The 25,852-nt window shown below is 43.3% G+C and carries 26 protein-coding genes; 13 read left to right on the top strand and 13 right to left on the bottom strand.

Features of this window, described 5'->3' with window-relative positions:
- Positions 1-37: 37 nt before the first annotated feature.
- Positions 38-400: a hypothetical protein gene (locus V7K62_RS08235; RefSeq protein ID WP_334863432.1), complete on the bottom strand. Its 363-nt coding sequence runs from the start codon at positions 398-400 to the stop codon at positions 38-40.
- Between the two features lie 112 nt (positions 401-512).
- Between V7K62_RS08235 and V7K62_RS08240 the strand changes: the two genes are divergently transcribed.
- Entirely contained in the window at positions 513-791 is a 279-nt protein-coding gene (locus tag V7K62_RS08240) for a DUF6439 family protein (RefSeq protein ID WP_334863433.1), read from the top strand.
- Between the two features lie 175 nt (positions 792-966).
- Here V7K62_RS08240 and V7K62_RS08245 read toward each other — a convergent pair whose 3' ends face one another.
- Positions 967-1,416 carry an ATP-binding protein gene (locus V7K62_RS08245; protein WP_334863434.1) on the bottom strand — a complete coding sequence of 150 codons (450 nt, stop codon included), beginning with the start codon at positions 1,414-1,416 and terminating at the stop codon, positions 967-969.
- A 390-nt stretch (positions 1,417-1,806) separates the two neighbouring features.
- Entirely contained in the window at positions 1,807-3,213 is a 1,407-nt protein-coding gene (gene rlmD, locus V7K62_RS08250) for a 23S rRNA (uracil(1939)-C(5))-methyltransferase RlmD (RefSeq protein ID WP_334863436.1), read from the bottom strand.
- Between the two features lie 322 nt (positions 3,214-3,535).
- Between rlmD and V7K62_RS08255 the strand changes: the two genes are divergently transcribed.
- The 5 genes from V7K62_RS08255 (at position 3,536) to purF (ending at position 10,219) form a co-directional block, all read left to right on the top strand.
- Positions 3,536-4,021, top strand: coding sequence for an allophycocyanin subunit alpha-B (locus V7K62_RS08255; RefSeq protein ID WP_334863437.1), 486 nt, complete (start codon positions 3,536-3,538; stop codon positions 4,019-4,021).
- Positions 4,022-5,258: 1,237 nt separating this feature from the next.
- A complete protein-coding gene (locus tag V7K62_RS08260) occupies positions 5,259-5,573 on the top strand; it encodes a hypothetical protein (protein ID WP_334863438.1) in 315 nt (104 codons plus the stop codon).
- Positions 5,560-5,952: a type II toxin-antitoxin system death-on-curing family toxin gene (locus tag V7K62_RS08265; RefSeq protein WP_334863439.1), complete on the top strand. Its 393-nt coding sequence runs from the start codon at positions 5,560-5,562 to the stop codon at positions 5,950-5,952. The genes V7K62_RS08260 and V7K62_RS08265 overlap by 14 nt, the downstream gene beginning before the upstream one ends.
- A 42-nt stretch (positions 5,953-5,994) precedes the next feature.
- Entirely contained in the window at positions 5,995-8,370 is a 2,376-nt protein-coding gene (gene purL, locus V7K62_RS08270; RefSeq protein WP_334863441.1) for a phosphoribosylformylglycinamidine synthase subunit PurL, read from the top strand.
- Between the two features lie 349 nt (positions 8,371-8,719).
- Positions 8,720-10,219, top strand: a complete 1,500-nt coding sequence (gene purF, locus V7K62_RS08275; protein WP_334863442.1) for an amidophosphoribosyltransferase — start codon at positions 8,720-8,722, stop codon at positions 10,217-10,219.
- 232 nt (positions 10,220-10,451) lie between these two features.
- Here the strand turns inward: purF and lysS are convergent, their stop codons facing one another.
- Positions 10,452-12,137, bottom strand: a complete 1,686-nt coding sequence (gene lysS, locus V7K62_RS08280) for a lysine--tRNA ligase (protein ID WP_334863443.1) — start codon at positions 12,135-12,137, stop codon at positions 10,452-10,454.
- 112 nt (positions 12,138-12,249) lie between these two features.
- On the opposite strand from lysS, the gene V7K62_RS08285 reads away from it, so the two are divergent.
- Positions 12,250-12,495 carry a hypothetical protein gene (locus V7K62_RS08285; protein ID WP_334863444.1) on the top strand — a complete coding sequence of 82 codons (246 nt, stop codon included), beginning with the start codon at positions 12,250-12,252 and terminating at the stop codon, positions 12,493-12,495.
- A 104-nt stretch (positions 12,496-12,599) separates the two neighbouring features.
- On the opposite strand, the gene V7K62_RS08290 is transcribed toward V7K62_RS08285, so the two are convergent.
- From V7K62_RS08290 to V7K62_RS08310, 5 genes are all read right to left on the bottom strand, one after another.
- A complete protein-coding gene (locus V7K62_RS08290; RefSeq protein ID WP_334863445.1) occupies positions 12,600-13,025 on the bottom strand; it encodes a hypothetical protein in 426 nt (141 codons plus the stop codon).
- 76 nt (positions 13,026-13,101) lie between these two features.
- Positions 13,102-14,223 carry a geranylgeranyl reductase family protein gene (locus V7K62_RS08295; protein WP_334863487.1) on the bottom strand — a complete coding sequence of 374 codons (1,122 nt, stop codon included), beginning with the start codon at positions 14,221-14,223 and terminating at the stop codon, positions 13,102-13,104.
- A gap of 235 nt (positions 14,224-14,458) precedes the next feature.
- Positions 14,459-15,007 carry a ribosome recycling factor gene (gene frr / locus V7K62_RS08300; protein ID WP_334863446.1) on the bottom strand — a complete coding sequence of 183 codons (549 nt, stop codon included), beginning with the start codon at positions 15,005-15,007 and terminating at the stop codon, positions 14,459-14,461.
- The gene (gene pyrH, locus V7K62_RS08305; RefSeq protein ID WP_334863447.1) at positions 14,994-15,722 is read right to left on the bottom strand and encodes a UMP kinase; all 729 of its coding nucleotides are present in this window, start codon (positions 15,720-15,722) and stop codon (positions 14,994-14,996) included. Before pyrH ends, frr begins: the two co-directional genes overlap by 14 nt.
- A gap of 71 nt (positions 15,723-15,793) precedes the next feature.
- Positions 15,794-16,348, bottom strand: a complete 555-nt coding sequence (locus V7K62_RS08310) for a thioredoxin family protein (protein WP_334863448.1) — start codon at positions 16,346-16,348, stop codon at positions 15,794-15,796.
- Positions 16,349-16,821: 473 nt separating this feature from the next.
- Between V7K62_RS08310 and V7K62_RS08315 the strand changes: the two genes are divergently transcribed.
- Positions 16,822-17,721, top strand: coding sequence for an alpha/beta fold hydrolase (locus tag V7K62_RS08315; protein WP_334863449.1), 900 nt, complete (start codon positions 16,822-16,824; stop codon positions 17,719-17,721).
- Positions 17,722-17,920: 199 nt separating this feature from the next.
- Here V7K62_RS08315 and V7K62_RS08320 read toward each other — a convergent pair whose 3' ends face one another.
- On the bottom strand, positions 17,921-18,100 hold the full coding sequence (locus tag V7K62_RS08320) for a hypothetical protein (protein WP_292763864.1): 180 nt from the start codon (positions 18,098-18,100) through the stop codon (positions 17,921-17,923).
- 128 nt (positions 18,101-18,228) lie between these two features.
- Here V7K62_RS08320 and V7K62_RS08325 point away from each other — a divergent pair, with 128 nt between their 5' ends.
- Positions 18,229-18,606, top strand: coding sequence for a hypothetical protein (locus V7K62_RS08325; RefSeq protein WP_334863450.1), 378 nt, complete (start codon positions 18,229-18,231; stop codon positions 18,604-18,606).
- A 294-nt stretch (positions 18,607-18,900) separates the two neighbouring features.
- Here V7K62_RS08325 and V7K62_RS08330 read toward each other — a convergent pair whose 3' ends face one another.
- Complete coding sequence (locus V7K62_RS08330; protein ID WP_334863451.1) at positions 18,901-19,593, bottom strand: diacylglycerol/polyprenol kinase family protein; 693 nt, start codon at positions 19,591-19,593, stop codon at positions 18,901-18,903.
- A gap of 61 nt (positions 19,594-19,654) precedes the next feature.
- Here V7K62_RS08330 and yidD point away from each other — a divergent pair, with 61 nt between their 5' ends.
- From yidD to V7K62_RS08350, 4 genes are all read left to right on the top strand, one after another.
- A complete protein-coding gene (yidD, locus tag V7K62_RS08335; protein ID WP_300418168.1) occupies positions 19,655-19,891 on the top strand; it encodes a membrane protein insertion efficiency factor YidD in 237 nt (78 codons plus the stop codon).
- A 181-nt stretch (positions 19,892-20,072) separates the two neighbouring features.
- The gene (locus V7K62_RS08340; protein WP_334863452.1) at positions 20,073-20,270 is read left to right on the top strand and encodes a hypothetical protein; all 198 of its coding nucleotides are present in this window, start codon (positions 20,073-20,075) and stop codon (positions 20,268-20,270) included.
- Positions 20,271-20,315: 45 nt separating this feature from the next.
- Positions 20,316-21,407 (top strand): redox-regulated ATPase YchF, encoded by a 1,092-nt coding sequence (gene ychF, locus V7K62_RS08345; RefSeq protein ID WP_334863453.1) that lies wholly within the window; start codon positions 20,316-20,318, stop codon positions 21,405-21,407.
- Between the two features lie 418 nt (positions 21,408-21,825).
- Positions 21,826-22,422, top strand: coding sequence for a hypothetical protein (locus tag V7K62_RS08350; protein WP_334863454.1), 597 nt, complete (start codon positions 21,826-21,828; stop codon positions 22,420-22,422).
- 40 nt (positions 22,423-22,462) lie between these two features.
- Here the strand turns inward: V7K62_RS08350 and V7K62_RS08355 are convergent, their stop codons facing one another.
- Positions 22,463-23,374, bottom strand: coding sequence for a hypothetical protein (locus V7K62_RS08355; RefSeq protein ID WP_334863455.1), 912 nt, complete (start codon positions 23,372-23,374; stop codon positions 22,463-22,465).
- 198 nt (positions 23,375-23,572) lie between these two features.
- Positions 23,573-25,852: a hybrid sensor histidine kinase/response regulator gene (locus V7K62_RS08360; RefSeq protein WP_334863488.1), complete on the bottom strand. Its 2,280-nt coding sequence runs from the start codon at positions 25,850-25,852 to the stop codon at positions 23,573-23,575.

Raw genomic sequence — 25,852 nt, forward strand, 5'->3', positions numbered from 1 at the left:
CAATCCAAAATCCAAAATCTAAAATCCAAAATTGGGATTACCCAGCATAAGACTTTAATATCCAGCCTATGATAACGCCCATTCCACCAAAGCGGACGACTTGCCAGAAAGGTTTTTTGAGGCTACGCCAAGAAAATAACTGGCTTTCTAAGTTTAGTTCTAGCATTTCCAACTGCTGTTGAATTTGCCGTAACTCTGCTTTGATTTCTGGTGTCTGAGATTTATTGTGCTTCAGTTTATCCCGGCGCTGTTGCCATTGTGCCTGTTCTTGGCGATCGCGTCGCACTTGATCATACCGCTCTTTTAAGGACAGGAGCGATCGCTCTACTTCCTCTAGTTCTTGTTCAAAATCTGGTTCTGGATTTTCCCCTGGCGGTTGTGATTGTTTAGACGGCTTCATGTACAAGTAGTAAACTAAGATTAAATGCGAGTCTGCCAATAGTCAAAATTAAAAGTATGAGTTTTTGACTCAGCACTCAGCACTCAGCACTTAGCACTCAGCACTCATAATTATGTCTCAATCTACCCAGCTGCCTCAAACCAGTCAACTGAATGAACTTAGTACTTTAGAACTAGCTCAAGCCCTCATGGAAAGGTTGAGTATTTCCCCTAACGATTGGCATCGCCTCAAGTCTAACCGCAATTCCCGCGCTAATGAACAAGTGGCAGCAGCTATTGTGTATCTTTTAAAGAATCAGCCAGAAGAAGCTCAAGCTAGATTAGAACAAGCAATTGGTTGGTTAGATCGCTCCATTTCTGCGCCTCCCTGTCCGACTCACGGCAAAAGTTAGGAGTTAGGAGTGATGAGTTATAGCCTTTCCTAATCAGATGAGGTACATCATAGCCCCCTCTCGAAGAGCGGGGAGGGGGTTGGGGGTGGGGTTCTTGTACCTCACTCAACCGAGAACCGCTATAAAAGTTTTAAATTATTAACTCTTAACTCTTAACTCCTAACTCTTAACTACGTTATCGCCGCAGAGATAGTCCCCGGCGATTTTCCATTTGTTTACAAAGCCTCAATTCTGTGCCTTTGCGGTTCCACTCTACCTGATCAAAAATTTGATGCAGAAGACATAAACCACGACCACTTTCTGATTCATCTGGTGGTAAATAATCTGTTGGTTCTTCATCACTAGTAGATGAAGGAGTAAAGCCGCTACCCTGGTCTGATATTATCCACCAATATTGATTATCTATTAAAGAAAAACGAACTACAACTGTTTTACTGGGATCAAGATTATTGCCATGTTTAGCGGCGTTTACTAGGGCTTCTTGAAGTCCTAGCCGCAGTTCTGCTTGTAATTTTGCTGGAATTTCTGCCAACAATAAGTCTAATATCGGACAAAGGTAGAGGGTTGAGGCAAAACTAATAGTGCCCCAGTAACGTCCAACTGGACGGAGTGAAATAGTAATCACAAGAGAAACCCCATAGCTTTCAGTTAGCTAGACATCAGTTTGCTATTACAGGCACCCTGATAAAACTTGAGGTGGTCATGCTGCCTTCAAACTTGCGTCTTTAAAACTAAATTTTGAAAATGCTAGGGAGCATTGGCTCTATAGTATGAGTTGGAATTGTTTAGATATATATCGGCTGGAAGAAGTTTGATAGTGAAGTCAGCAAATTAAAAAGATGCTGTTAATTTAAGAGAGCATTGGCATACTCTAGTTAGTTGCCGATTTGTAATTTACACAATCCTCTTCATGTTTTTAAGAACCTATGCAACTTGAATTTATTTAAACAAAATTAATTTCTTTTTTTAGCTTAATTCAATTTTAGCATCTTTAGTATGCACTAGACTACAAATTTCAAATTTCAGTTTTTTTGAAGGAATTACTACCCTTGTCCAAATGTGATAGCACAAGAAAGGCGGCAGCTTCAACATGAGCAGTTTGAGGAAAAAAATCAGCAGGTTGTACCCGTGTAATGGTATATTGCTCATCTTGACAAAGCAATTTCAGGTCGCGGGCGAGGGTAGCTACTTTACAGCTGACGTAAACGATCCGAGATGGTTTCAATTGCCGTAAAGTATCGATGACAGCGCGATCGCACCCCTTACGTGGCGGATCGAGTATTACTACTTCTGGTATTGTGCCCATTTTTGGCAGCAATTTTTCTACTGCCCCAACCTGGAATGTCGCATTATCAATTCCGTTGCGGTGGGCATTCAAAATTGCTTGTTCTACTGCTGCTGGTTGCACTTCTAATCCTGTAGCAATACGTACTTTTTTGGCCAGGGGTAAAGTTAAAGTCCCAATACCACAGTAGGCATCAACTAGCAACTCATGCCCTTGAAGATTGAGTTCTGATTGAATTACCTGTAATAGTGCCTCTGCTGTTTCTGTATACACTTGGAAAAATGTATCTGGGCGTACTTGAAATTCCAATCCAGCAAAATTTTCACGCAGGTGGGGGACTCCAGCGATGCAACGGGTTTCTGATCCAAAGATAGCATTTGTGCGATCAGAGTTGCGATTGAGCGACACTCCCACTAACTGCGGATAGCGCTTTAACCATTCCTGGGCTTGAGTTTCAATTCCTGATAAATTCCAGTCCTTCACCACCAAAGTCAGCAACATTTCCCCAGTGTGTCGGCCAATGCGTAAACCGAGATGACGAATTTTCCCTTGATGTCGCTGTTCATCGTAAATTTGCCAACCCTGCTGTTGAATATCCTGCTTAACTTCGGCAAGTAAGGGATTTAATCGCGAGTCTTGGACTGGACATTGATTTAAATTAATTAATTGGTGACTACCTTTTTGATAGTAACCAGCTTGCACCTGTCCTGTTGCCGATAGCGAGAGAGGATATGTAGATTTGTTACGATAGCCGAAAGCAGAAGGGGCAGCGAGTACCGGATCTACTGGTGGTTGGACAAAACCGCCAATGCGTTCTAAAGCTTGGATAACTTGATTTTGCTTGGCTGCTAGCTGGTAATCATAATTAACATGCTGCCACTGGCAACCACCACACTTATCCGCCACAATACAACTAGGTCGAATCCGGTGGGGGGATGGTGACAATAGCTGCTGGAGCTTACCGTGGGCGTATTTGGGTTTAACATGTACCAAGCGGACGATCGCGCGATCGCCTGGGACAGTATCCGGGACAAACACTACACGCTCATCAGCGCGTCCCACACCATCGCCTGTATCACTCAAGTTAGCGATCGTAACTTCAATTAATTCACCCTGTTGCCAAATTATTTTATTCATTAGTCATTAGTCATTGGTCATTGGGCATTGGTCATTGGGCATTGGGCAATTCAATTTTGGATTTTGGATTGACGATAGCGTCGCGTTAGCGAGTCCGCGATAGCGCAGCGTTAGCGAGTATTCGAGCGTCGCGTCTTTTGGATTAAATTTCAATTCTTTAATCCAAAATCTAAAATCTAAAATTCTTGCTCTCCACTCCCTACTCCCCAGTCCCCACACCCCTAAATAGATAAATTCAATACATAACTAGCTCCGATCCCTTCACTTGTGTACCTCCGACTCGCTAAACTAACAGATAATATTTCAGGTGATTTCAATCATCATGACTGTAATTAGCCAAGTTATTTTCAAAGCCGACGACGAACTGCGTTATCCCAGCAGTGGCGAACTTAAAAATATCAAAGACTTCTTGCAAACCGGCGTACAACGGACGCGGATTGCGGCTACCTTAGCCGAAAACGAAAAGAAGATAGTTCAAGAAGCAACCAAACAACTTTGGCAGAAGCGTCCTGATTTTATCTCCCCCGGAGGTAATGCTTACGGGGAACGCCAACGCTCTCTATGTATCCGTGATTTTGGCTGGTACTTACGCCTAATTACCTATGGTGTACTTGCCGGTGACAAAGAGCCAATTGAAAAAATCGGTTTGATTGGTGTGCGGGAAATGTACAATTCATTGGGCGTTCCCGTGCCTGGAATGGTAGAAGCGATCACTTCCCTCAAAACAGCCTCCCTTGGCTTACTGAGTACGGAAGACGCTGCTCAAGCAGCACCCTACTTTGATTACATCATTCAAGCGATGTCTTAATACAAGGTGTGTGCTGGTTCTAGGAGTATACTTCCGGTCTACTAGAGTGAGTGCAAGATATTAGCGCTCAATAGGCATAAAATCCCCAATTTGATCATACCCTCCCCACATTTGGTAGTGGCTGTGACAAAATCTTTGTCAAGTTACCTACCAGTTGTGGGGAAATTTTATAGATATAGGTATGGGGCGTGGGGCATTGGGCATATAGATACAAAAAACCGACAGTCCTTGATTAAGGCTGTCGGCAATTAAGTGTGTTCCCTATTAATGACTCGGCTAGAGTTCAGTTGTCATTAATTATGCCTAGTTAGCGATCGCAGGGAGACGATCCTAATCATCGATATGTGTGATTCTCGTCACTTAATTGTTACATCTAAACTGCATATACCCGAATAATCTCTGAGTTCAAGTATATATCCGTAAGCTATAGTGTCAGGAATTGCACGGAAATTACTTAGTTAAGTTATCTTTAAACATCTCGCTTCAATTTACAGGAAAGTAAAAGTGCGTAGCTTGCCACCGTAGGCATCGCGCTTTGCAACATAAATTAATTAGCATCCTAAAATACTTTTAACCCCATTCACCAACACAGCTACTAATTCAACTGATGCGGTGGTTGCAGTAAGTAGGTGGGCGGGAAAATTTATAACTATGTCATTGCGTTCGCCCTTGGCGTTCCCGCAGGGTACGCAACGGAGTGGAGTGTTCGCGTAGCGTGTCGTAGACAAGCAATCGCAAGGTTTTCACCGCTTTTACTTTTCGTTACATAGTTAGGTTTATTTGTGCCTACCTACTTAATTATATCAAACATTGCTGCTACTGCTGCTGATATCCCCTTTATACTAGCTCCTGCTATAAGCATTGTTATTACTGTACTTGCAATAGAAACAATCCCAGTAACAGCTATACTCGAACCAACTGAAATTGCGCCAACTATAACAACAACAATCCTCTATTCCAATGCATTAGGACTGTGACAAGCCTGAAGAAAGAGGATTATAGGAAAATTGATATTACTTACTTAAATGTCGCATTTAGGTAAGATGTATTTTACAAATAAGTCTTTATTTATTAAAATGGTAAGATTACTCAAATTATTATCAACCTTCAGCGTTGGCTAGGAAATTACGTATTTTTGCAGTTGCCTTCATTGAGTAAATCACAATGGCGCGATAAGCTAGAGTTAGCAGCAGAACTGATTCACAACGTCTTGCAACAAACCTAGCTTGGGGTAACGATGGCAACAGAACAAAAGCACAGCACTTATTTATCAGAAGCAGAAAGCCGTTTGCGTCAACTTCCTCCTGAGAAGTTGCGAGTAGCAGTTGCAATTATTGCTTATTTACAAAAAACAGAAGAAAGCGAAGCTACTGAAAAACTATTACTAAACATTCCTAATTTTGCCGAATCTTTCCGCGAAATTGAACAAAATGAAGATAAATTAGAAAATACTGCCTCAAATCAGATTGCCTCAGATGAAGAAGTATGGCAAGCTTATTTAGCTTCTAAACAGAAATGGCAGGAGGTTTACCGTCGCCTTGCAGACTCCTAGATTTATTTCTATTTCTCAAGTCTTAGATATTCACCAAGATGAGATAAACAGCTTTGGTGGAACATCTGGTGTCAGAGATGAAGGTTTGCTAGATTCAGCACTGGCACAACCTCAAGCTACTTTTGGCGGTGAACTTCTCCATCCAACAATTCACGAGCAAGCAGCAGCATACCTGTACCATTTAGCAATGAACCATCCGTTTATTGATGGTAACAAGCGCACTGCATTTGCGGTTATGGATACCTTCATAACCTTAAACGCCTACAGTTTGAACTTATCGTCAGAGCAAGCTTACAACTTGGTGATTCAAGTAGTGACAAAAGAAATATCCAAAGAAGAATTATCTAGATTTCTGGAACTGCATCTACAAGGCAAGTAAATCGATAGAATAATGCTCTGTCCCCCAGAGTGCATTACTTCCATGACTGCAACCTCAAAACCAGCCTTTTCCGCTGAAGAAATCGCCGCAGAAGGTTTAAAGCCAGAAGAATATGAAGAAATTGTCCGCAGGTTAGGGCGTCATCCGAACAAAGCTGAACTGGGAATGTTTGGGGTAATGTGGTCAGAGCATTGCTGTTACAAAAATTCTCGACTTCTACTCAAACAATTTCCCACCGATGGGCCCCGCATCCTGGTGGGGCCTGGTGAAAATGCTGGTGTTGTAGATTTGGGCGACGGACTCCAACTAGCCTTTAAGATTGAATCCCACAACCACCCCTCAGCAGTAGAACCATTTCAAGGTGCAGCAACGGGAGTAGGCGGAATTCTCAGAGATATTTTTACAATGGGTGCGCGTCCCATTGCTCTATTAAATTCCCTGCGCTTCGGTTCCCTAGAAGATGCCAAAACTCAAAGGCTGTTCCAAGGCGTAGTGGCAGGAATCTCTCATTATGGTAACTGTGTGGGAGTACCCACCGTTGGCGGCGAAGTTTACTTTGACTCTGCTTATTCTGGTAATCCTCTAGTGAACGTTATGGCACTGGGGTTGATGGAAACATCAGAAATCGTCAAATCTGGAGCATCTGGCTTAGGCAACCCCGTGCTGTATGTTGGTTCCACTACTGGGCGCGACGGTATGGGAGGCGCGAGTTTTGCTAGTGCAGAATTGAGCGATCAGTCAATAGACAATCGCCCTGCTGTGCAAGTGGGCGATCCCTTTTTAGAAAAGTCGTTAATTGAAGCTTGTCTGGAGGCGTTTAAGACGGGTGCAGTTGTCGCCGCCCAGGATATGGGAGCAGCGGGGATCACGTGTTCTACCTCGGAGATGGCGGCAAAAGGTGGTGTGGGAATTGAACTAGATTTAGATAAGATTCCCGTAAGAGAAATGGGGATGGTTCCTTATGAATATCTGCTTTCGGAATCTCAAGAACGAATGCTGTTCGTTGCACACAAGGGGCGTGAGCAGGAATTAATCGATATTTTTCATCGTTGGGGACTTCAAGCTGTTGTCGCCGGTACAGTCATAGCTGAACCTATCGTGCGGATTCTCTTTGAGGGTAAAATAGCCGCAGAAATTCCCGCTGAGGCTTTGGCGGAGAATACTCCACTATATCACCGGGAGTTGTTGGCAGAAGCACCAGAATATGCGCGTCAAGCTTGGGAATGGACTGCTGATTCCTTACCTCTTTCCACAACTGCTGGAATAGAACTCCAAGGACGCCTACAAAGTTGGAATGATATTCTGTTAACTTTGCTCGATACACCCACGATCGCTTCTAAAAACTGGGTATATCGTCAGTATGACCATCAAGTCCAAAATAATACAGTAATACTACCAGGTGGTGCAGATGCGGCTGTTATCCGTTTGCGCCCCCTAGAAAAAATCCCCAATCTAAAATCTAAAATCCCCAATCCAAAATTAGGGGTGGCGGCAACGGTAGATTGCAATCCTCGTTATGTTTATCTTGACCCCTACGAAGGAGCTAAGGCAGTGGTGGCAGAAGCTGCACGCAATCTTAGCTGTGTGGGTGCAGAACCTCTGGCGGTGACAGATAACCTTAATTTTGGCTCTCCAGAAAAACCGATTGGTTACTGGCAATTGGCAGAAGCTTGTCGCGGTTTGGCGGAAGGTTGCCGAGAATTGGCAACACCCGTCACAGGCGGGAATGTCTCTTTGTACAATGAAACTCTTGATTCTCAAGGTATCCCACAACCCATTTATCCCACTCCTGTTGTCGGTATGGTGGGCTTAATTCCCGATATAACCAAAATTTGTGGTCAAGGTTGGCAAACAGGCGGCGATGTGATTTATCTTCTCGGATTGCCTCTGGCATCCAAAATTAGTTTGGGAGCATCTGAATATTTAGCCACTATCCACGGGACTGTTGCCGGAAAACCGCCACGGGTAGATTTTGACTTGGAACGCCGCGTACAGAAAGTTTGTCGTGAAGGAATTCGTAATGGTTGGGTACGTTCAGCCCATGATTCTGCTGAGGGAGGAGTGGCGATCGCTATAGCAGAATGTTGTCTTGCTGGCAACCTTGGTGCCGAAATCAATTTAGAAATAGCACCAACGCAGTTAAACCGCCTGGACGAGGTGCTGTTTGCCGAAGGTGGTGCCAGAATTTTAGTTTCTGTAGCATCAGCACAACAAGAAATTTGGGAATCATATTTACAAGAACATCTAGGTCAAGAATGGCAAAAACTGGGTGTAGTTGGTAATTTTGAGACGGGTTTGGGGGTTTTCACCACTGATAACCAAACCTTAATCAAAGTTAGTATCGAAGATATGAACGATCGCTATTCCCATGCGATCGCCAGACGTATCGCCATCCACACCACTACTTCTGAGTGCTGAGTATTTAGACTTCACTCAGAACTATTAGCGTCTCTGAGCAAAATTACGGTACTGTTTTAATGGATGGTTAAAGATTTGTTAAGAACTCCGCAGCCATTTATATAATCCCAGTGACTGACTACCGATTTTAGATTTTGAATTTTAGATTTTGGATTGGGGGCGTTGCTTCTAGTTCATGTCTTGCTCCTACTGGGCGAAACAAATCTAAAATAGCCATTCTCAAATCCCAAGCCGCATCCCGAATACGGTGCGATCAATCCAAAAGACGCTCGCGGACTCGCTAACGCTCCGCTATCGTCAATCTCAAATCCAAAATTGATTGACCCCCCCCACCAGGAGCAAAGCTAGCATGATTTCTATTCATTCTGTCACTTCGGATGAATACCCCGACCCAACCAACAGCCCAATCAATAGTCATGAAAATCAGCCTGACAAGCCCGAAGAAGCTTGTGGTGTTTTTGGCATCTACGCCCCAGGAGAAAACGTTGCTAAACTGACCTACTTTGGATTGTATGCCCTCCAGCATCGGGGTCAAGAATCAGCTGGTATTGCCACCTTTGAGGGTACAGAAGTACATCTTTACAAAGATATGGGCTTGGTGTCTCAAGTTTTCAATGAATCCATCTTGGATCAATTGCTCGGTAGCCTTGCTGTTGGTCACACTCGTTATTCGACTACAGGTTCTAGTCGCAGAGTTAATGCCCAGCCGGCAGTGCTAGAAACCCGTTTAGGTTCATTAGCTCTTGCACATAACGGTAATTTAGTCAATACTGTGCAACTACGTCAAGAGTTGCTTGAGAATAAATGTAACTTAGTCACAACAACAGACTCAGAAATGATCGCTTTTGCGATCGCAGAAGCCATTAATGCGGGCGCAGATTGGCTAGAAGGGGCAATTAAGGCATTTCACCGTTGCCAAGGAGCCTTTAGTTTAGTTATTGGTACTCCCATTGGCGTTATGGGTGTCCGCGATCCTAATGGCATTCGCCCCCTAGTAATTGGCACTTTAGCAGGTAATCCCATCCGTTACGTTTTGGCTTCGGAGACTTGTGGTTTAGACATCATTGGAGCCGAATACCTGCGAGACGTAGAACCAGGAGAATTAGTTTGGATTACTGAAGAAGGTTTGGCTTCCTATCATTGGAGTCAACAATCCGAGCGGAAATTGTGCATCTTTGAGATGATTTACTTTGCCCGTCCTGATAGCATCATGCACAACGAGAGTTTGTACAGCTACCGGATACGGTTAGGGCGGCAACTAGCTCAAGAATCTCCCATAGATGCTGATATTGTCTTTGGTGTTCCTGACTCTGGTATACCTGCTGCCATTGGATTTTCCCAAGCTTCTGGTGTCGCCTACATGGAAGGACTGATTAAAAATCGCTACGTTGGGCGAACCTTCATTCAACCAACCCAAACTATGCGCGAGTCGGGTATTCGGATGAAACTCAACCCCCTCAAGGATGTGCTGGCAGGTAAACGAGTAATCATCGTAGATGACTCGATTGTACGGGGTACTACCAGCCGTAAACTAGTCAAAACTTTGCGTGACGCAGGTGCAATCGAAGTACACATGCGAATTTCTTCTCCGCCTGTAACTCATCCCTGTTTCTATGGCATCGATACCGATTCTCAGGATCAGCTGATTGCTGCTACCAAATCAGTGGAAGAAATTGCCAAGCAACTGGAAGTAGACAGCCTCGCCTATCTCAGTTGGAAGGGAATGCTAGAAGCGACACGAGAAGACACCAATACTTTCTGTTCTGCCTGCTTCACTGGAGATTATCCCGTGGCGATTCCTGATCAAGTGAAGCGTTCTAAGCTGATCTTAGAAAAGGTAGTGGTATAGGGGTTGAGGGGATTAGGGAGATGAGGAGACAAGCCCGCACTCAGACTTTTCGCTCCTGCTCTTGAGAGGCTTTGAATTCTCCTCCTTCTCTAGTCTACGGTCTACACACAAGTCCTAAAATCCTTGCTTGGTAAGATACAAGCCTTTCCTCGTTCCTCTGCTTTGCATGAGAATGCATTCATGTGGCTGCTGACTCAATGTCTGATTGGAGGCAGAGCCTCCAATCAGAAACTCAACTCAATTGTTCAAACTTAAATTTCCCTTTAATAAACTTGTTAAAGTATTGACCATCAGACGGTGCATTTTCTAAGCCTTCCTTTACACTAAGGGGTACTTTGTAGTACTCATAAACACTTCCATTGTCAAATTCAATAGTTAGTGTTTGAGTTGTTGGCTCATAACGAAATTCTTTAATCAGGCTGCTGGGAGGCTTGAGTAAGGGGAAGGCGATCGCATCCCGAATACTGGCACAATCAGTTAATAACATCACCAATCGATCGATCCCAATCCCTAAACCACCTGTAGGCGGCATACCGTATTCCAAAGCTGTCAGAAAGTCTTCATCCACACCTTGGGCTTCTAAGTCACCAGCGGCTTTCCGCGCCGCTTGTGCTTCTAAGCGTTCTCTTTGATCGATGGGATCGGTAAGCTCTGAGAAGCTGTTCCCAGTTTCTCGCCCGACTATAAATAACTCAAATCGTTCTACCAAACCAGCCACAGAACGGTGAGGTTTTGCTAGGGGCGAAATTTCTACAGGGTAATCAATTACAAAGGTAGGTTGAATTAAATTCGCCTCTACTTTTTCTTCAAAAGTTAAATTTAGTAACTTACCAATTGATTGGGCTTCATCGATACCAGGAATAGCAGCATTTTTACTTGCTGTTTTTGCTTCTTCCAAACTTTGGAATGAATTAAAATCCAAGCCTGTAAATTCTTTAACTAAATCGTGCATTGTCACCCGCCGCCAAGGTGGTGTCAAATTTATCGGTTCCCCTTGGTAGGTGATTGCCAATGTGCCGAGTACCTCTTGGGCGACAGTGGTAATAATCCCTTCAGTCAGCGCCATCATATCGTTGTAGTCGGCGTAGGCTTGGTAAAGTTCAATTGTCGTAAATTCGGGATTGTGTCGAGTCGAAATTCCTTCATTGCGGAAAACTCGCCCCAATTCAAACACCTTTTCAAAACCACCCACAATCAACCGCTTGAGATGGAGTTCTGTGGCAATTCGCAGATACAATTCCATCTCTAAAGTGTTGTGGTAAGTAATAAATGGACGTGCATCTGCACCCCCAGTTTCACTTTGTAGAACTGGCGTTTCAATTTCCAGAAAATCCCGCTGTTCCAAATAACGGCGAATACCAGCAGTAATTTGAGCGCGACGGCGGAAAGTTTGTCGCACTTCCGGGTTTACAATCAAATCAACGTAGCGCTGACGGTAACGCTTGGCAACATCCGTTAATCCATGCCACTTGTCGGGTAAGGGCAACAGGGATTTAGTGAGGATAGTATATTGTTTAACGTAGACAGATAACTCGCCCTTTTCAGTCCGTTTAATAGTACCTTTGGCTCCTAGAATGTCACCTGCATCTGTAAGTTGCTTCAGGTGATTGAAGGCATCAGCATCAATATCTGCCATACCTTCTTGGATGCGATTTTTATCCAGATAAAGCTGAATTGTACCGGTTTCATCTTGCAAGGTGAAAAAAGCCAATTTACCGAAAACGCGACGCGCCATAATGCGTCCGGCTATGGCAACTTCTAAATCAACTTCTTCACCACTGGATAAATCGGCAAATTGTTCTTGCAACTGCGCTGCATGATGGGTGGATTCCCAACGATAGGCATAAGGGTTAGTCCCTAGCTGCTTTAGCTGTTCTACTTTCTCCAGCCTGGCGGCTCGGATATCTTCTTCCGACATGGTAACGAACTAAATAGGGCAAGATTAATTATAGATGCTGTCAAAGTTGAGAGTAAGAGATAATCGCCTAAAAGTGATGTGTGTAGGCGTAGCCCGCCGCAGGAAATATACAATGACACAAACTAGAGTGCGCTTGTGGACTGTAAACGAATATCACCGGATGTTTGAAACGGGTATTATTACAGAGAATCAACGGGTAGAACTGATTGAAGGGCAAGTTATCCCGATAAGTGCCAAAAATCCTCCCCACGCAGCAACAACGCTGTGCGCGTCTGACTACCTCAAGCGGCTGCTAGCAGATAGTTGCTCTCGTTCGGGTACAAGATCCCATTCAGTTAAGCCAATATTCGGAACCTGAGCCAGATATCGCTGTTGTCCACATTGATGCCCGAAAGTATACAGCGCTTCCCGCTATTATGCAATACAGTTTTTCTGTTTCCATAAGTTCTATAAATCAAACCTTTATTTCTGTCCTATTTTTAGCAAATGCCTAGATGAAATAGCCTTCATTTTCAAGTTAGTAAATTGCACGATCGCCTTTACCAAATCTTGCTGTTCTGGTTGCAAATTAAGTTTTTCTAGCGCTTGCTTGATATTATTCCCCGCCCGGAGGTTGTGATTAAGTTGGTCACGCTGAGATGAGTTTAACACTGCCTCAATTTCCCTGTTTCTTCTCTGACGCACAGCCTGGAATTCTTGGCGTTGTAAGGGAGTCAGGTTAATCTCTGAGGAAGTGGAGTAACTTGCAGTTTTGCTAGTTTGGGCGAAAATAACACCAGAAGTAGTATTGATTTGAACGGGTGCAGCTAAGGCAATTCCCGGCATGAAAAGGACAAGAGCAAGAATATTAGCGAACACAGATAGCAGTTTTGTCAAGTAAATTGCCATATTGAGAAATGTCTAGTAAACTGTGGCGCAAGTTTGCCTACCTTTAACAAGTTGCTCAAGCAACTTATCTGGTTAATTAACCTCCAAAACCAGGAATTAAACGCTTCAGGGCGCGACCGGCAACGTCGCCATAACGCAGTTCTCCACACATAATCTTACCCATGATTTGGGGAGCAGAGGGGTGCTTAACACCAACTTTGTAGCCAATGTTGGAAAACCGATAGAATGCTCCAGCTAATTTTTGCGCCCAAGCCATCTCATTACCCCACTCTTCATTAATAGTTTCGCTATATTTTTCTAAAGCGTTAGTGTCACCAGAAAGTGCTTCATTAATGGTTGCGGCTGCAAGCAAACCGCTAAAAATTGAGGGGCGAATGCCTTCTGCTGTCATGGGATCAACCACACAAGCAGCTTCCCCAGCCAAAACCGCATTTTGAGTGTGCAGCTTTTGCTCGCCATCCCAAATACATAGAGGATGACCATATTGCTTGCTGGTTTTGAGGTCTAGATTAAAAAATTTGGCATACTCGGTCAAAATCTTTTTGAAGTCCTGGGGTTGACGACCAATGAAGGTTCCTACACCTATTGAATAACCATCAGCTTTGGGGAAGTTCCAGATATAGCCGTTTTTGACCAAGCCAAACTCAAAATGAATTGTGGGTTTGTTTTCTATAATGCCAGGAACTTCTGCCTCCAAAGCCCCCGTGAGGAGGCGTTTACGTTCTTTGAAGCCCAGCCATTTTGCCATTGGCCCTTTGGCACCATCAGCCGCGATTAAGTAGCGACCTGCAACTGGGCCATTAGCTGTGTTAACTTGCCAATAGTCACTTTGAAACTTAATACCCGTTACTTCCGTATTATCTCGTAGTTCAGCCCCTTGCTTCTGTCCTTGCTGCACTAGGAAATGGTCAAAAATATCTCGTCGCACCATCCAGACTGGTTCTTTGGTGGCGATTTTTGCTTCCACGGGGTCGCCTAATTTCCAGGTAAAGCGAAGGGAGTCGGCTTTTACAGAAATTACTGGGCTAAAATCAAAGTCAAACCATTGAGCGATCGCTGGAGATACACCACCACCACAAGGTTTATATCTTGGCAGGGATTCTTTTTCCAACACTAATACTGAGCGACCTTTTTTGGCTAAATGATATGCAGCTGTTCCACCAGCTGGCCCAGCGCCGACGATGATGCAGTCGTACATATTGAATTTTTGCTCCAGAATTAGTTTATTTTCTATTGAGATAAGCTGTTCCACATTTAACTTGCATAATTAGAGCGCTCATGTTGCCCACCCCACAAGAGTTATATAAATTTTAGATATGCAAACTAGATGTGGTTTAGCAAACTTTGTCAATTTTTGTTACATAACTAAGAAATGATAAAGGCTGAAGAATTTATCGATCATCCTTCAGCCTTTATGCTTAAGACTTTAGACTTTAAACAGTCGTGATGTCTTTTTCTTTTTCTGCCAACAGTGCGTCTATTTTGGCGGTATACTCGTTTGTCAGTTTTTGCAAGTTGTCTTGTTGGTCTTTTGATTCATCTTTGGAGATTTCAGAGGCTTTCTCCTGTTTGCGAATGGCGTCTATGGCATCGCGGCGAATGTTGCGAATAGCAACACGACCCTCTTCAGCATACTTGGATGCCATTTTGACGAATTCTTTACGGCGTTCGCTCGTTAAAGGCGGAATATTCAGCCGAATTACGGAACCGTCGTTACTGGGGGTTAAACCCACATCTGAGAGGGAAATAGCCTTCTCAACTATGTTTAGGGTGTTGCGCTCGTAGGGTTGAATTAAGATCGTCGTAGCATCCGGCGTGCTAATATTTGCCAGTGATTTCAAGGAAGTAGGCGAACCGTAATAGTCTACCAATACCTTATCTAATAGACTCGCATTGGCGCGACCAGTGCGAATCGAGTTAAAAGATCGTTGAGTTGACTCAACGGTTTTTTGCATCGTACTCTCAGCTTCAGCTAATTTCACAAGAACCTCCCACAACGGTGCCGATGGATTCTCCCAAGACTGCCCGGTGGATGTTACCTCGCACCGTTAGGTCAAATACCAGAATTGGGATATTATTTTCTTTACACAAGGCGATCGCAGTACTATCCATCACCCGCAAATCTTTGGCTAAAACGTGCGCGTAGGTGAGGCTATTGTAACGTTTGGCGTCAGGATAAATATGAGGATCAGCATCATACACTCCGTCTACTTTGGTGGCTTTAAAAATCACCTCGGCATCAATTTCTGCGGCTCTTAATGCCGCAGTAGTATCTGTAGTAAAGAAGGGATTTCCCGAACCAGCACCAAAAATTACCACCCGCCCTTTTTCAAGATGGCGGATGGCACGACGACGGATATACGGTTCTGCTAATTCTTGCATAGCGATCGCAGTTTGCACCCGCGTCTGTACTCCTATGCGTTCTAGCGAATCTTGCAGCGTCATGGCGTTCATTACCGTGGCAATCATCCCAATATAGTCAGCGGTTGCCCTGTCCATCCCCGCCGATGCTGCTTTGACGCCACGAAAAATATTGCCGCCGCCAACAACTATGGCGATTTGAGTGCCAGTGGCTATCACCTCTGCTAATTCTTGTGCTATTCCTTTGACCACCTCTGGGTCAATGCCATAGCCCATGTTGCCCATTAAGGCTTCACCGCTCAGTTTGAGTAAAACCCGTCGGTAATTCGTTCCCATGAAGTTACGCTTTATCAAAAAAGTTGCAATTGCCTCCAATTTAAGATAGCAGTTACAGGGACAATCTATGTCTAGTTACGCCAAATCAATGTAGTACCTATTGCTTCTGTTTGTGGTATGTCTATTTCTTCACCTTTAAACAGAGAAGCGATCGCAGTTCTCAAATAATCCTCTCCCACTGATGATGGATCTTGGGGATGATTATCAATTTTACCTTTGTAGCGTACTATACCATTAGTATCTATTAGAAAGGCTGTTGGTGTTTTTGTTGCACCGAAACTACCGGTCACATCTTGGGTCGAGTCCCACAGGTAGGGGAAATTCAACTGGTGACGCAGGGCGAAAGCTTTCATATTTTCAAAGCTTGGCCTAGTGGCGCGATCAACATTACTACCATTCAGGCCAATTAGTGTGAAGCCTTGTGGGGCAAATTCGGCTTGAATGTTTTTTAGCCTGCCTACATACCACTCTACATAAGGACAGTCGTTACACATAGAAATGACGCCGACTGCTCGGAACTTCTCAAGATAACGCCTGAGATGGTGTACTTCACCATCAATTCCTGGCAGTTCAAAATCTGGTGCATAGCTCCCAACGGGAGTATCAATTGTTTCTAGTAGATTCATGATTTCTGGCTCGCAGAACTAGGAACAAGAAAAATATTATTAAATTCAGCGTCAGTTTCCAGTTGCAAACCACCCCTTAGCCGATGCCTCATATTCGACAATCTTATAGACCAAATTTGCGATCGTAAATTGTGAAACTACTGAATCTAGCACTTATGCTAACTCGCTCACATCTAAAAATAGCCAAAATATTACTCACATTATAAAAGTTATGATTTCTAATACTGACATAATCTCAGCTGTGAGTAAATTACCTCTATTAACCAAATTAAAACTCTCTATACTGGATAAAACTATCAGCTTGATGCTAGTGTTATCAGACTAGAAGCTCTCATGGTATATGTATAGGCTATCACTAGAGCAAAGGATTTATTTTGAAAATCTGATAAATTTTATTCAAATTAAAAACAATTTTACTTGTGCCTTGCTGCTGAAGGCTTTTAGCGTTTTTTTCATCAAATTTAAAATTTACTATGACAACCTCAAGTTCAAAAACAGCACTTACTTCTACAAAAACCTGGATTTGGCAAGATTTCCCGATCTGCTATCAAACCCAAGGAACTACTGGGCCAGCTGTTGTCCTGGTGCATGGATTTGGCGCTTCTTGGTGGCATTGGCAGAAAAATATTCCCGTATTAGCGAAAAATTGCCGTGTTTATGCGATCGATTTGATTGGTTTTGGCGCTTCCGCAAAACCTCAACCTGGTGAAAAAATTGCCTATACACTAGAAACCTGGGGACAGCAAGTAGCAGATTTTTGCCGGGAAGTTGTCGGTGAGCCAGCTTTTTTAGTCGGAAATTCTATTGGCTGTATTGTAGCGATGCAAGCAGCAGTAAGCAACCCAGATATTGCCTTGGGAGTTGCTTTGCTCAACTGTTCTTTACGGCTGTTGCACGATCGCAAACGGGTAACTTTACCTTGGAGTCGTCGTTTTGGAGCGCCTTTGTTGCAACGCCTGTTGTCTATTAAACCAGTTGGTGATTTCTTTTTCAATCAACTCGCCAAACCGAAAACGGTGCGGAAAATTCTCCTGCAAGCATACTCGAATCCTGAGATGGTGACAGATGAGTTGGTAGATATTCTGACTTCACCAGCAAGCGATCCGGGTGCTGGGGCTGTGTTTCTGGCTTTTACTTCTTATTCTACAGGGCCACTACCAGAAGACCTTTTACCACTGTTACCCTGTCCGGCGATTATCTTGTGGGGAACGGACGATCCGTGGGAACCAATTAAGTTAGGGAGAGAATTAGCTAACTTTCCGCAAGTAGAAAAGTTTATTCCTTTAGAGGGAGTCGGGCATTGTCCGCAGGATGAAGCACCGGAGTTAGTCAATCCAATTTTACTCGATTGGATTTTGGAGCGATCGCGGTAATAAACTCGGCCACGCAAAATGTTGGGTTTCGTTCCTCAACCCAACCTACACATTTTTATTTTTTAGCCTTAACCGAGCAGTATTGGGGCTAGGGGGGTTAGGTTTCCGAGGCTTAGATGTTATCAAAAATAGTTTTCAAACCACCTCTAACAGGAGGACTTTCTTATAGTTCTTAAAGTATTAGTCCAAAAACTTTTAACTACTTTTCCCTATCTTCATCTAGTGCTTTTTGGATAGCTTGGCGACAAAACTCAGGAGGGTCGTCTTTAGCCTTTACCTCTTCCTTCATTTCCTTGGTGACACGGAAGTTTAATTGTTCGGTTAATTCCTTGCTTGGTTGGTTTCCAAAATTTTCAGGTTTACCCTTAGCTTTAGCCATTTATGTAGAAACGTAAATATAGCTTTAAGTCGATGTTAACAACGGAATATAGTTATTAATCGGTGAGTACTTGCCTGGAAAACTTGTAACTCACCGATACCACTTTTACAAATGGGTAACTCTATTTTATGTTCACAAGGTCAGAACTCGAAATCAAAACTACTGCTGAGTTGAGAGACTTATGTAGGCGTTACGGATTGAAGCCTACTGGGAATGGAGGGTATAAGACTAGTTGGATTGTTACCTTGATGGCATTCCCACAGATAGCGATCGCTCAACTAAGGCAAGGAAGAGGGTTGAAGTCACCAGGTTTTAGCGTTACTCAATTCCTTGAAGGGGTGGTAGATGAGATGAACTCACCCACTGATGAGCAAGCGGCGCTGATTAAGCTAACAATGGAGGGCAAGGCTATGAGCTACCCTGACAGATACGACCAAGAGGGACTGCTTAACTTGCATAGAGCTAAGATACACCTTGAAATGGCGATCGGGCTGCTAAACCAGTAAATCAGTTTCGCACCTAGTACTTTGTCAAGTTAGTAATGAAGAGTTTGTAGTAAGGACTTTAGTGTTTAGAAAATAAGGACTAAAGTCTTTACTACGAAATTGCTTACCCGTATTGGACTCAACTCAGAAGCGCTATATTTATTAACTAACGATAAATTTTTGACACTATCTCTTATTTGATTAATTAGGAATAGTACTCAAGGCAATTAGTAACTTCAGACTATATAGCCCCCTCTCGAAGAGCGGGGAGGGGGTTGGGGGTGGGGTTCTTGTATCTCACTCAACTGAGAACCGCTATAACTGACTTAAAAAGAAGGCAAGTGCTGCACTACCCAAAGGAACTGTCAAATTGTCAATACCCAAAAAGGAAACAGCTTCTAAACCAGTAGCAATAACTGCCACCACGAGCGATATCGCCCAAGTTTGCCAACTGTTTCCTTGAGTTCCAACTAAAATCAAACTACTGACGACATAGCTAACGAGCATCATAGTTAGGGAGCCTTCCCAACTTTTTTGCATCCCAAAAACTTTATACTTGTGTGTACCAAACCGTTGCCCAATTAAGGCTGCTAATCCATCTCCCCAAGTCATAATCAAAATTCCTAGTGCTGCGTACTGGGGTTGTTGCAAGTACCAGAACCAGGCGACTAAAATACCGAAACTGACAGAGTAAAAAAATGTCCCTAAACTTTGGCGTCCAACGCTATTAATACCAGGAAGAATGGGCAATCGGTATGATAATAAGGTGATTGCACTCGCTAAAATAGAAGCTGTAATCCCTACACTGGCGGGAATATCGAGCCACCAAGCGATTAAAATCACATTACCAGTGCCAATATGAACTATCTTCCGCACGATTTCTGGCTTGTCGGCGAAGCGGTTTACCAGCGATGCAATCAGGAGGATGAGTAACACCCAAATTGCAGCGATTGCAATTTGCAGCCATAAAACCGGAATTGAGGTGAAGTCAGAAAATGTAATTAACAAAGATGCAACAAAATGAAAATTTTTACCTCTGTTACTAATTTATAAGATTTAGGTAGCTGCAATGAAATTATTATTGATTTGGCTGATTCGGGGCTACCGAATGTTTATCTCGCCGTTGTTTCTCCCGACTTGTCGCTTTCAACCAACTTGTTCGATGTATGCTATTCAAGCCATTGAACGATTTGGAGTGTTGCGTGGTAGCTGGATGGCAACTCGGCGGATTTTGCGCTGTCATCCGTTTCATCCAGGTGGTTATGATCCAGTGCCAGAGGTGGTAGAAAAGGTAAAGGAGCAGTAGTTTAGTACAAATGGTGGCGAATTTAGATTGGATTTTAAACGCAGAGGGGCGCAAAGGGAAGCGCAGAGGGACGCAGAGAATGACAAAATTATTATTCGTCGGTATAGCTATTTGGGGAGATGTCAACAGATGAGGTTGTCATCTAGCCTGGGAAGGTTGAATAATTTAATTTAGATTTACCATGATTAATCCCACTGCGATTTCTATACCAGAACCACAAATTCCTACTCCTGGCCCGAATCCGCTACCTAGTCCCGAACCTGTACCGGGGCCAGCGATACCCCAACCCTTACCGGGGCCTGTACCAGAACCAGTACCTGCTCCCATTCCTCAAACAGTTCCAGCACCAATTCCCCAAACCATACCGGAACCTGTTTAGATTACCTTGGTAATGTAATCCAAAATCCCAAATCTAAAATCTAAAATGCTAAGAGCCGGAATTGTCGGACTTCCCAACGTCGGAAAATCTACTTTATTTAATGCTGTAGTTGCTAATGCCAAGGCAGAAGCTGCTAACTTCCCTTTTTGCACGATTGAACCGAATGTCGGCGTTGTCGCAGTACCGGATGAACGGTTAAATGTTCTTGCTAAGATTGCCAGTTCGGCACAAATTATCCCGGCGCGGGTGGAATTTGTAGATATTGCTGGTTTAGTTAAAGGTGCAAGTCAGGGTGAGGGACTAGGAAATCAATTCCTGTCCCACATCCGGGAAGTTGATGCGATCATCCATGTGGTACGTTGTTTTGAGAATGACGATATTATCCACGTTGCTGGTTCTGTTGATCCAGCGCGAGATATTGAAATCATTAATATAGAGTTGGGTTTATCAGATTTATCACAAATTGAGCGGCGAATTGATCGCACTCGCAAACAAGCTCGTACCAGCAAAGATGCACAGTTTGAAGTCTCAGTTTTAGAAAAATTAGCTACGGCTTTAAATGAAGGTAAATCGGTGCGTCAGGTGAGCTTGAATGAAGAAGAAGCGGAGATTATTAAGGGACTGGAACTGCTCACTTATAAACCGATTATTTACGCGGCTAATGTATCTGAGGATGAGTTGGCAACTGGTAATCATTTTGTGGAAACAGTGCGGCAAATTGCAGCTACAGAAAATGCCCAAGTTGTGATAGTTTCGGCTCAAGTTGAAGCTGAATTAGTGGAATTACCAGAAGAAGATAAAGCTGATTTTCTTGCATCTTTAGGTGTGGAAGAAGGCGGTTTGAAATCATTGATTCGTGCAACTTACATGCTTTTAGGCTTGCGGACATATTTTACCTGTGGCCCCAAAGAAACCCGCGCTTGGACAATTAATGCGGGAATGTCTGCACCTCAAGCTGCTGGTGTAATTCACAGTGATTTTGAGCGGGGATTTATTCGCGCCGAAACTGTTGCTTATAAAGATTTGGTAACGACTGGTTCGATGAATGCGGCGAAGGAGAAAGGGTTGGTTCGTAGTGAAGGGAAAGAGTATGTTGTGCAGGAAGGGGATGTAATGTTATTCCGATTTAATGTGTAGGCGTAATTAATCAGCCGCTGTTATCGATAAGATAATGGTTAACCTACACCAAGTTGCGATCGCCAGAAATAAATTGACAAAATTATTGATGTGTGTTTAGTGCTAGGCGATCGCAAATAAACCAGTAATCCTCAAAATATTGATGTGACGTTGGGTTAAATTGAGGCTCACGTAATACATAGATTTGAATCAATGCACAACAGCTTAATAATGATGAAATTAATTATAGAATTGGGCCCTTTTAAGAAAATTCAGTAAGAAATGGAATTGATTGACTTGCCCAAAAGCGCTGTTGATAAGGGTGAAGGTGAGGAGCGACCGCGTAACTTCCTTGCCAGGTCAGGTTTGTCTCATTAGACTGTGAAGCTATCTATTAGTGGGCAAGCTTAAGCTGATGGTGCGTGAGAGTGTAAAGTCCATGAATTTAGATGTCCGAAAGTCTGTAGTTAGACAATTTTACTCAACAGAACTTAATAAACTTTACGATTTATCAGACTCGTTCTGTAATTTTTTTCCTGAGTGTCGAATTGCTAGTGTTCAACTATTAACGCTATCTACTGATATGACTTTCAATTGTGTAGAGATTGAAAGAATTGAGCAAGATATTCCTCAGTCTGTAGCTAAAACTTATAATCGCCACCTTTGGTACTCTCAATACAGCCTCAGTAATCTGTACTTGCTAAAAATTCCTGTTGAATCATCTGATTCATTTGCTCTTTTGATACAGGGATATGTTGATGATGGATGGGACAATAGCGGTCGGTTTATAGAAATTTTCGATAGGCAAGGTGATTTTCTGGGAGCGAGTCGTTGTTACTATGAAGGTGTAGAGTGGCTTTCTCGACAACTTAACGGCAAGGACTTCTATACTCCGGCTCCTCCTTGGGTTGGTGATGAGCCTGAAGTTCAGCCTGAGTCGGAGCCGATGTGGTCAGAGGAATTTCTCTCACAGTACGCTGTGAATATTGAGCATAAAGGTTCAGTTACCCGCTATATGCTTCCTGGCGAAGATTAGCAAATCTTTAAACTGTACCTCAGATCAAAGCACATACTGTTTAGCTACTTCCACCCACAATGTATACATAAGAACCTAAATTCTCGTCATCTGTACCAACCACTACACCGCCTTCCGCACCGGGAACAAGTTCGATCCCTTCAATTTTGTGGTAATTAGAGCGGTAGAAGGGAACAAGTTGAGGATTTTGTCGCCATGCAATTTTGTTACCACGCCATCCTAAGTAACCAGCGACATACACAGCTGACTGGAATGGCCCATCATCTCCAGCATCACTTGCTGAGGTGATGTACACAATTCCTACGGGGTCTACTTTAATATCTGAAATATGGCGAACATTGCCAGATGGAAACGGTACTTTCAGATTGGTAGAACCGACGAGGGTAATTTGATATTCAGCTAAGTCAAACACTCCCCAAAAAATAGTTGCTGGTTTTTCTCCTTCACCTCGATGTGCCCAAATAGCAACTAATTTACCGTCTATATTTTGTAATCCAAATGCTTCAAAATTACTTCCTTGAATAATTCCTGGTAGATTGAATTCCTTAAGAACTGAGATGGTCTTATTGACAGGCTCAAACCTGATATAATAAGCTTTTCCAGAACTGCTTAAAGCGATAAAAGAGAATTTTGTTTTCTCTGGAACAGATGTTAAAGCTTCTAAGTCGATGGGCAATTCTGTATTATTTGGCCAATTCAAGGGTAAATATTCAGGTTGGCTTTTACCCTTAATCCTGATGATTGCTATACGACCTTGGTTTTTTTGTTTGTTGTCATGGACAATCAGAAAATCTAGAGAATTGCTTTGCTGTTCTATCAAAGCTATACCACTAATACCGAAAGGGATACCACCGCGAACGGGACGCCAATCTTGCGCCCAAACTTGTTGGGATATGAGTAACAATGCACCCAAGATTACTATATTGATGATTAACTTAAGAAACCGAGGCATAGTAAAAGGGATTGGGCATGGGGGATTGGACATTGGCTATTGGGTTAGGAAAACTCTTTACAGTCCCCACTCCCTAGTATCGGTAAGAGAAGTGCGTTAGCCGATGCTCAATCATATCAAATTCAGGTAATTTGCACCTGCATCAATTAAGTAATTTTTATACGTATATTTGCCAGTAGAATTATTTAATTACTTGACTCACGATAGAACTTTCTGTAAAGAAAGCAATAATTCGTTGACAGTATAGGGCTTCGACAAAAATGTATTGACACCAATAGCAGCTACTGCACTGAGCTTATTGTCAGACATAAGTCCACTGCTGGCAATAATTCTGACTTGGGGGTTGATTTTTTGCAGGGTACGGATGGCAGTTAAACCATCCAGCGAGGGCAGCATAATATCCATGAGGACGGCACTAATTGTGTCCCTATTTTTAGCGTATAGCGCGATCGCCTCAATGCCATCACTGGCAACTAAAATTTTGTAGTTGTGAGCTTCTAGTGATGTTATCGTAATCTCTTGAATGGCAACTTCATCATCGACAACCAAAATCAATTCTCCATGTCCTGTCTGTGGTGGCATATCTTCGGGGCTAAGTGTTTCCATTCCCTCTACGGCTGGTAAGTAAACCTGAAAGCTAGTGCCACTTCCCAGTTCGCTATACACGCTTACAAAACCTGCGTGACTTTTAATGATCCCCAGTACTGTGGAAAGTCCTAAACCAGTGCCTTGTCCAACATCTTTTGTAGTAAAGAATGGCTCAAAAATTCTATCTAGCATTTCTTTAGGAATGCCAACTCCAGTATCGGAGACAGTAATCACTATGTAAGGCCCCTCTTTGGCTCCCAGGTTCATGCGAGCATAATTTTCGTCAATCAACAGATTTTCGGCAGAGATACTCAAAGTACCGCCATTGGACATAGCATCGCGAGCGTTAACGCAGAGGTTCATCAGCACTTGATGCAGTTGGGTACTATCTCCAGAAACCATCCACAAATTCTGTGGTACATCAGTGCTGATTTCTATAGATTTGGGAAATGTCTCTTTCAGAATCTTGGCAACTTCCACAATTATATGTCTGAGTTGCAAAGTGATGCGTTTCCCTTCTACACCCCTGGCAAAAGACAGCACCTGTTTGACTAAATCAGCGCCGCGTCTAGCGTTGATTTCCAAAATTTCTAATAGATGGCGAGTTCGCTCATCGGCATCGGGAAATTTGAGTGGTAGCAGTTGCGCTCCTGCCAAAATCGGTGTCAGGATATTGTTGAGGTCGTGAGCAATGCCACTAGCTAAAGTGCCAATACTTTCCAGGCGTTGAGCACGAAACAATTGGGCTTCTAGATGTTTTTTCTCGGTAATATCTGTGTCAACGGTGAGAATTGATTTAGGTTTTCCTTGTTCATCGTATACCAGACTCCAGCGACTACCAACGAGGATTTCTTGATCAGTTTTGGTAAGTTTAGTTAATTCGCCCTGCCACTTACCTTGACTAATAACTTGCAATAGAGCCGCTTCGATTTCTGGTGAAGGTTCATCATACAAAAGCTCACTAGCATTTTTGCCCCAAGCCTCTGTAGCTTGCCAGCCGTAAAGTGTTTCTGCGCCTTTGTTCCAGAAGATTATTTTATTGTTTAAATCTCGCACGCAAATGGCATCTGTGGTGACATCTAGTAATGCTGCTTGTTCGCGAATTTTTTCTTCAGCTAGCTTGCGTTCGCGTAGCGCAGCTTGTCGTTCGCTAATATCTATACTGGCGCATGTCACCCCGATAACTTCTTGAGTTTCATTCCGTAGTGGCTCAATAGTTAAGTCGTAATATCGAGTTATATTTTTGATAGTAATTGATACTTCTTCTCGTGTTCCTATGCCTGTGGTCAATACTCCACGTTTAATTGCGATCAGACGTTGAGCATCTTCAACTGGGATGATATCTAAGTCTTGTTTGCCCAATATTTCCTCAACTGTCAATCCAGATGGGGGATTGTAAACCCAGGTGTAGCGTAAATCCCTATCCTGGTTGTAGACAAAGATTGGAGAGTTTTTCAGGGCAACCCGAAATCGCTCCTCACTATCGCGCAGTGCGTCGTCTGCCCGTTGACGTTCGATAGCATAACGCATAGAACGCACTAGCAAGTCGCCAGTTACTTGCCCTTTCACTAAATAATCCTGCGCTCCTTCCTGCATTGCCCTAATTGCCAGGGTTTCATCGTCTATACCCGTCAGCACAATGATTGGAGTTGCTTTTGCCTGATTGTGAGCAATGACAAAGGTTTGCAATCCCTGGCTATCTGGCAGCGAGAGGTCTAACAAAATCACATCAAAAATTTCGTTTGTTAGGTAGTTGAGTGCTTCATAAAGCCGCTCAACGGGCATCAACTCAACTACAACTGTGGTAACTTCCTTAAATAACTCTTGTAACAATAAGACATCACCAGGGTTATCTTCTACTAATAAGACTTTAATATTTTCACCTGCCAT

It is taken from the genome of Nostoc sp. (assembly GCF_036917935.1).
Lineage (GTDB): Bacteria > Cyanobacteriota > Cyanobacteriia > Cyanobacteriales > Nostocaceae > Nostoc.

Excerpts from the sequence above, each read along its gene's own strand:
- V7K62_RS08285 (WP_334863444.1), top strand. The coding sequence starts at position 12,250 with ATGACACAAACTAGAGTGCGCTTGTGGACTGTAAACGAATATCACCGG.
- V7K62_RS08350 (WP_334863454.1), top strand. The coding sequence starts at position 21,826 with ATGAATTTAGATGTCCGAAAGTCTGTAGTTAGACAATTTTACTCAACA.
- V7K62_RS08260 (WP_334863438.1), top strand. The coding sequence starts at position 5,259 with ATGGCAACAGAACAAAAGCACAGCACTTATTTATCAGAAGCAGAAAGC.
- V7K62_RS08355 (WP_334863455.1), bottom strand. The coding sequence starts at position 23,374 with ATGCCTCGGTTTCTTAAGTTAATCATCAATATAGTAATCTTGGGTGCA.
- pyrH (WP_334863447.1), bottom strand. The coding sequence starts at position 15,722 with ATGGGAACGAATTACCGACGGGTTTTACTCAAACTGAGCGGTGAAGCC.
- V7K62_RS08235 (WP_334863432.1), bottom strand. The coding sequence starts at position 400 with ATGAAGCCGTCTAAACAATCACAACCGCCAGGGGAAAATCCAGAACCA.
- V7K62_RS08360 (WP_334863488.1), bottom strand. The coding sequence starts at position 25,852 with ATGGCAGGTGAAAATATTAAAGTCTTATTAGTAGAAGATAACCCTGGT.
- V7K62_RS08340 (WP_334863452.1), top strand. The coding sequence starts at position 20,073 with ATGATTAATCCCACTGCGATTTCTATACCAGAACCACAAATTCCTACT.
- purF (WP_334863442.1), top strand. The coding sequence starts at position 8,720 with ATGATTTCTATTCATTCTGTCACTTCGGATGAATACCCCGACCCAACC.
- lysS (WP_334863443.1), bottom strand. The coding sequence starts at position 12,137 with ATGTCGGAAGAAGATATCCGAGCCGCCAGGCTGGAGAAAGTAGAACAG.
- V7K62_RS08310 (WP_334863448.1), bottom strand. The coding sequence starts at position 16,348 with ATGAATCTACTAGAAACAATTGATACTCCCGTTGGGAGCTATGCACCA.
- V7K62_RS08320 (WP_292763864.1), bottom strand. The coding sequence starts at position 18,100 with ATGGCTAAAGCTAAGGGTAAACCTGAAAATTTTGGAAACCAACCAAGC.
- V7K62_RS08295 (WP_334863487.1), bottom strand. The coding sequence starts at position 14,223 with ATGTACGACTGCATCATCGTCGGCGCTGGGCCAGCTGGTGGAACAGCT.
- V7K62_RS08315 (WP_334863449.1), top strand. The coding sequence starts at position 16,822 with ATGACAACCTCAAGTTCAAAAACAGCACTTACTTCTACAAAAACCTGG.
- rlmD (WP_334863436.1), bottom strand. The coding sequence starts at position 3,213 with ATGAATAAAATAATTTGGCAACAGGGTGAATTAATTGAAGTTACGATC.
- purL (WP_334863441.1), top strand. The coding sequence starts at position 5,995 with ATGACTGCAACCTCAAAACCAGCCTTTTCCGCTGAAGAAATCGCCGCA.
- V7K62_RS08240 (WP_334863433.1), top strand. The coding sequence starts at position 513 with ATGTCTCAATCTACCCAGCTGCCTCAAACCAGTCAACTGAATGAACTT.
- ychF (WP_334863453.1), top strand. The coding sequence starts at position 20,316 with ATGCTAAGAGCCGGAATTGTCGGACTTCCCAACGTCGGAAAATCTACT.
- V7K62_RS08325 (WP_334863450.1), top strand. The coding sequence starts at position 18,229 with ATGTTCACAAGGTCAGAACTCGAAATCAAAACTACTGCTGAGTTGAGA.
- V7K62_RS08255 (WP_334863437.1), top strand. The coding sequence starts at position 3,536 with ATGACTGTAATTAGCCAAGTTATTTTCAAAGCCGACGACGAACTGCGT.
- yidD (WP_300418168.1), top strand. The coding sequence starts at position 19,655 with ATGAAATTATTATTGATTTGGCTGATTCGGGGCTACCGAATGTTTATC.
- V7K62_RS08290 (WP_334863445.1), bottom strand. The coding sequence starts at position 13,025 with ATGGCAATTTACTTGACAAAACTGCTATCTGTGTTCGCTAATATTCTT.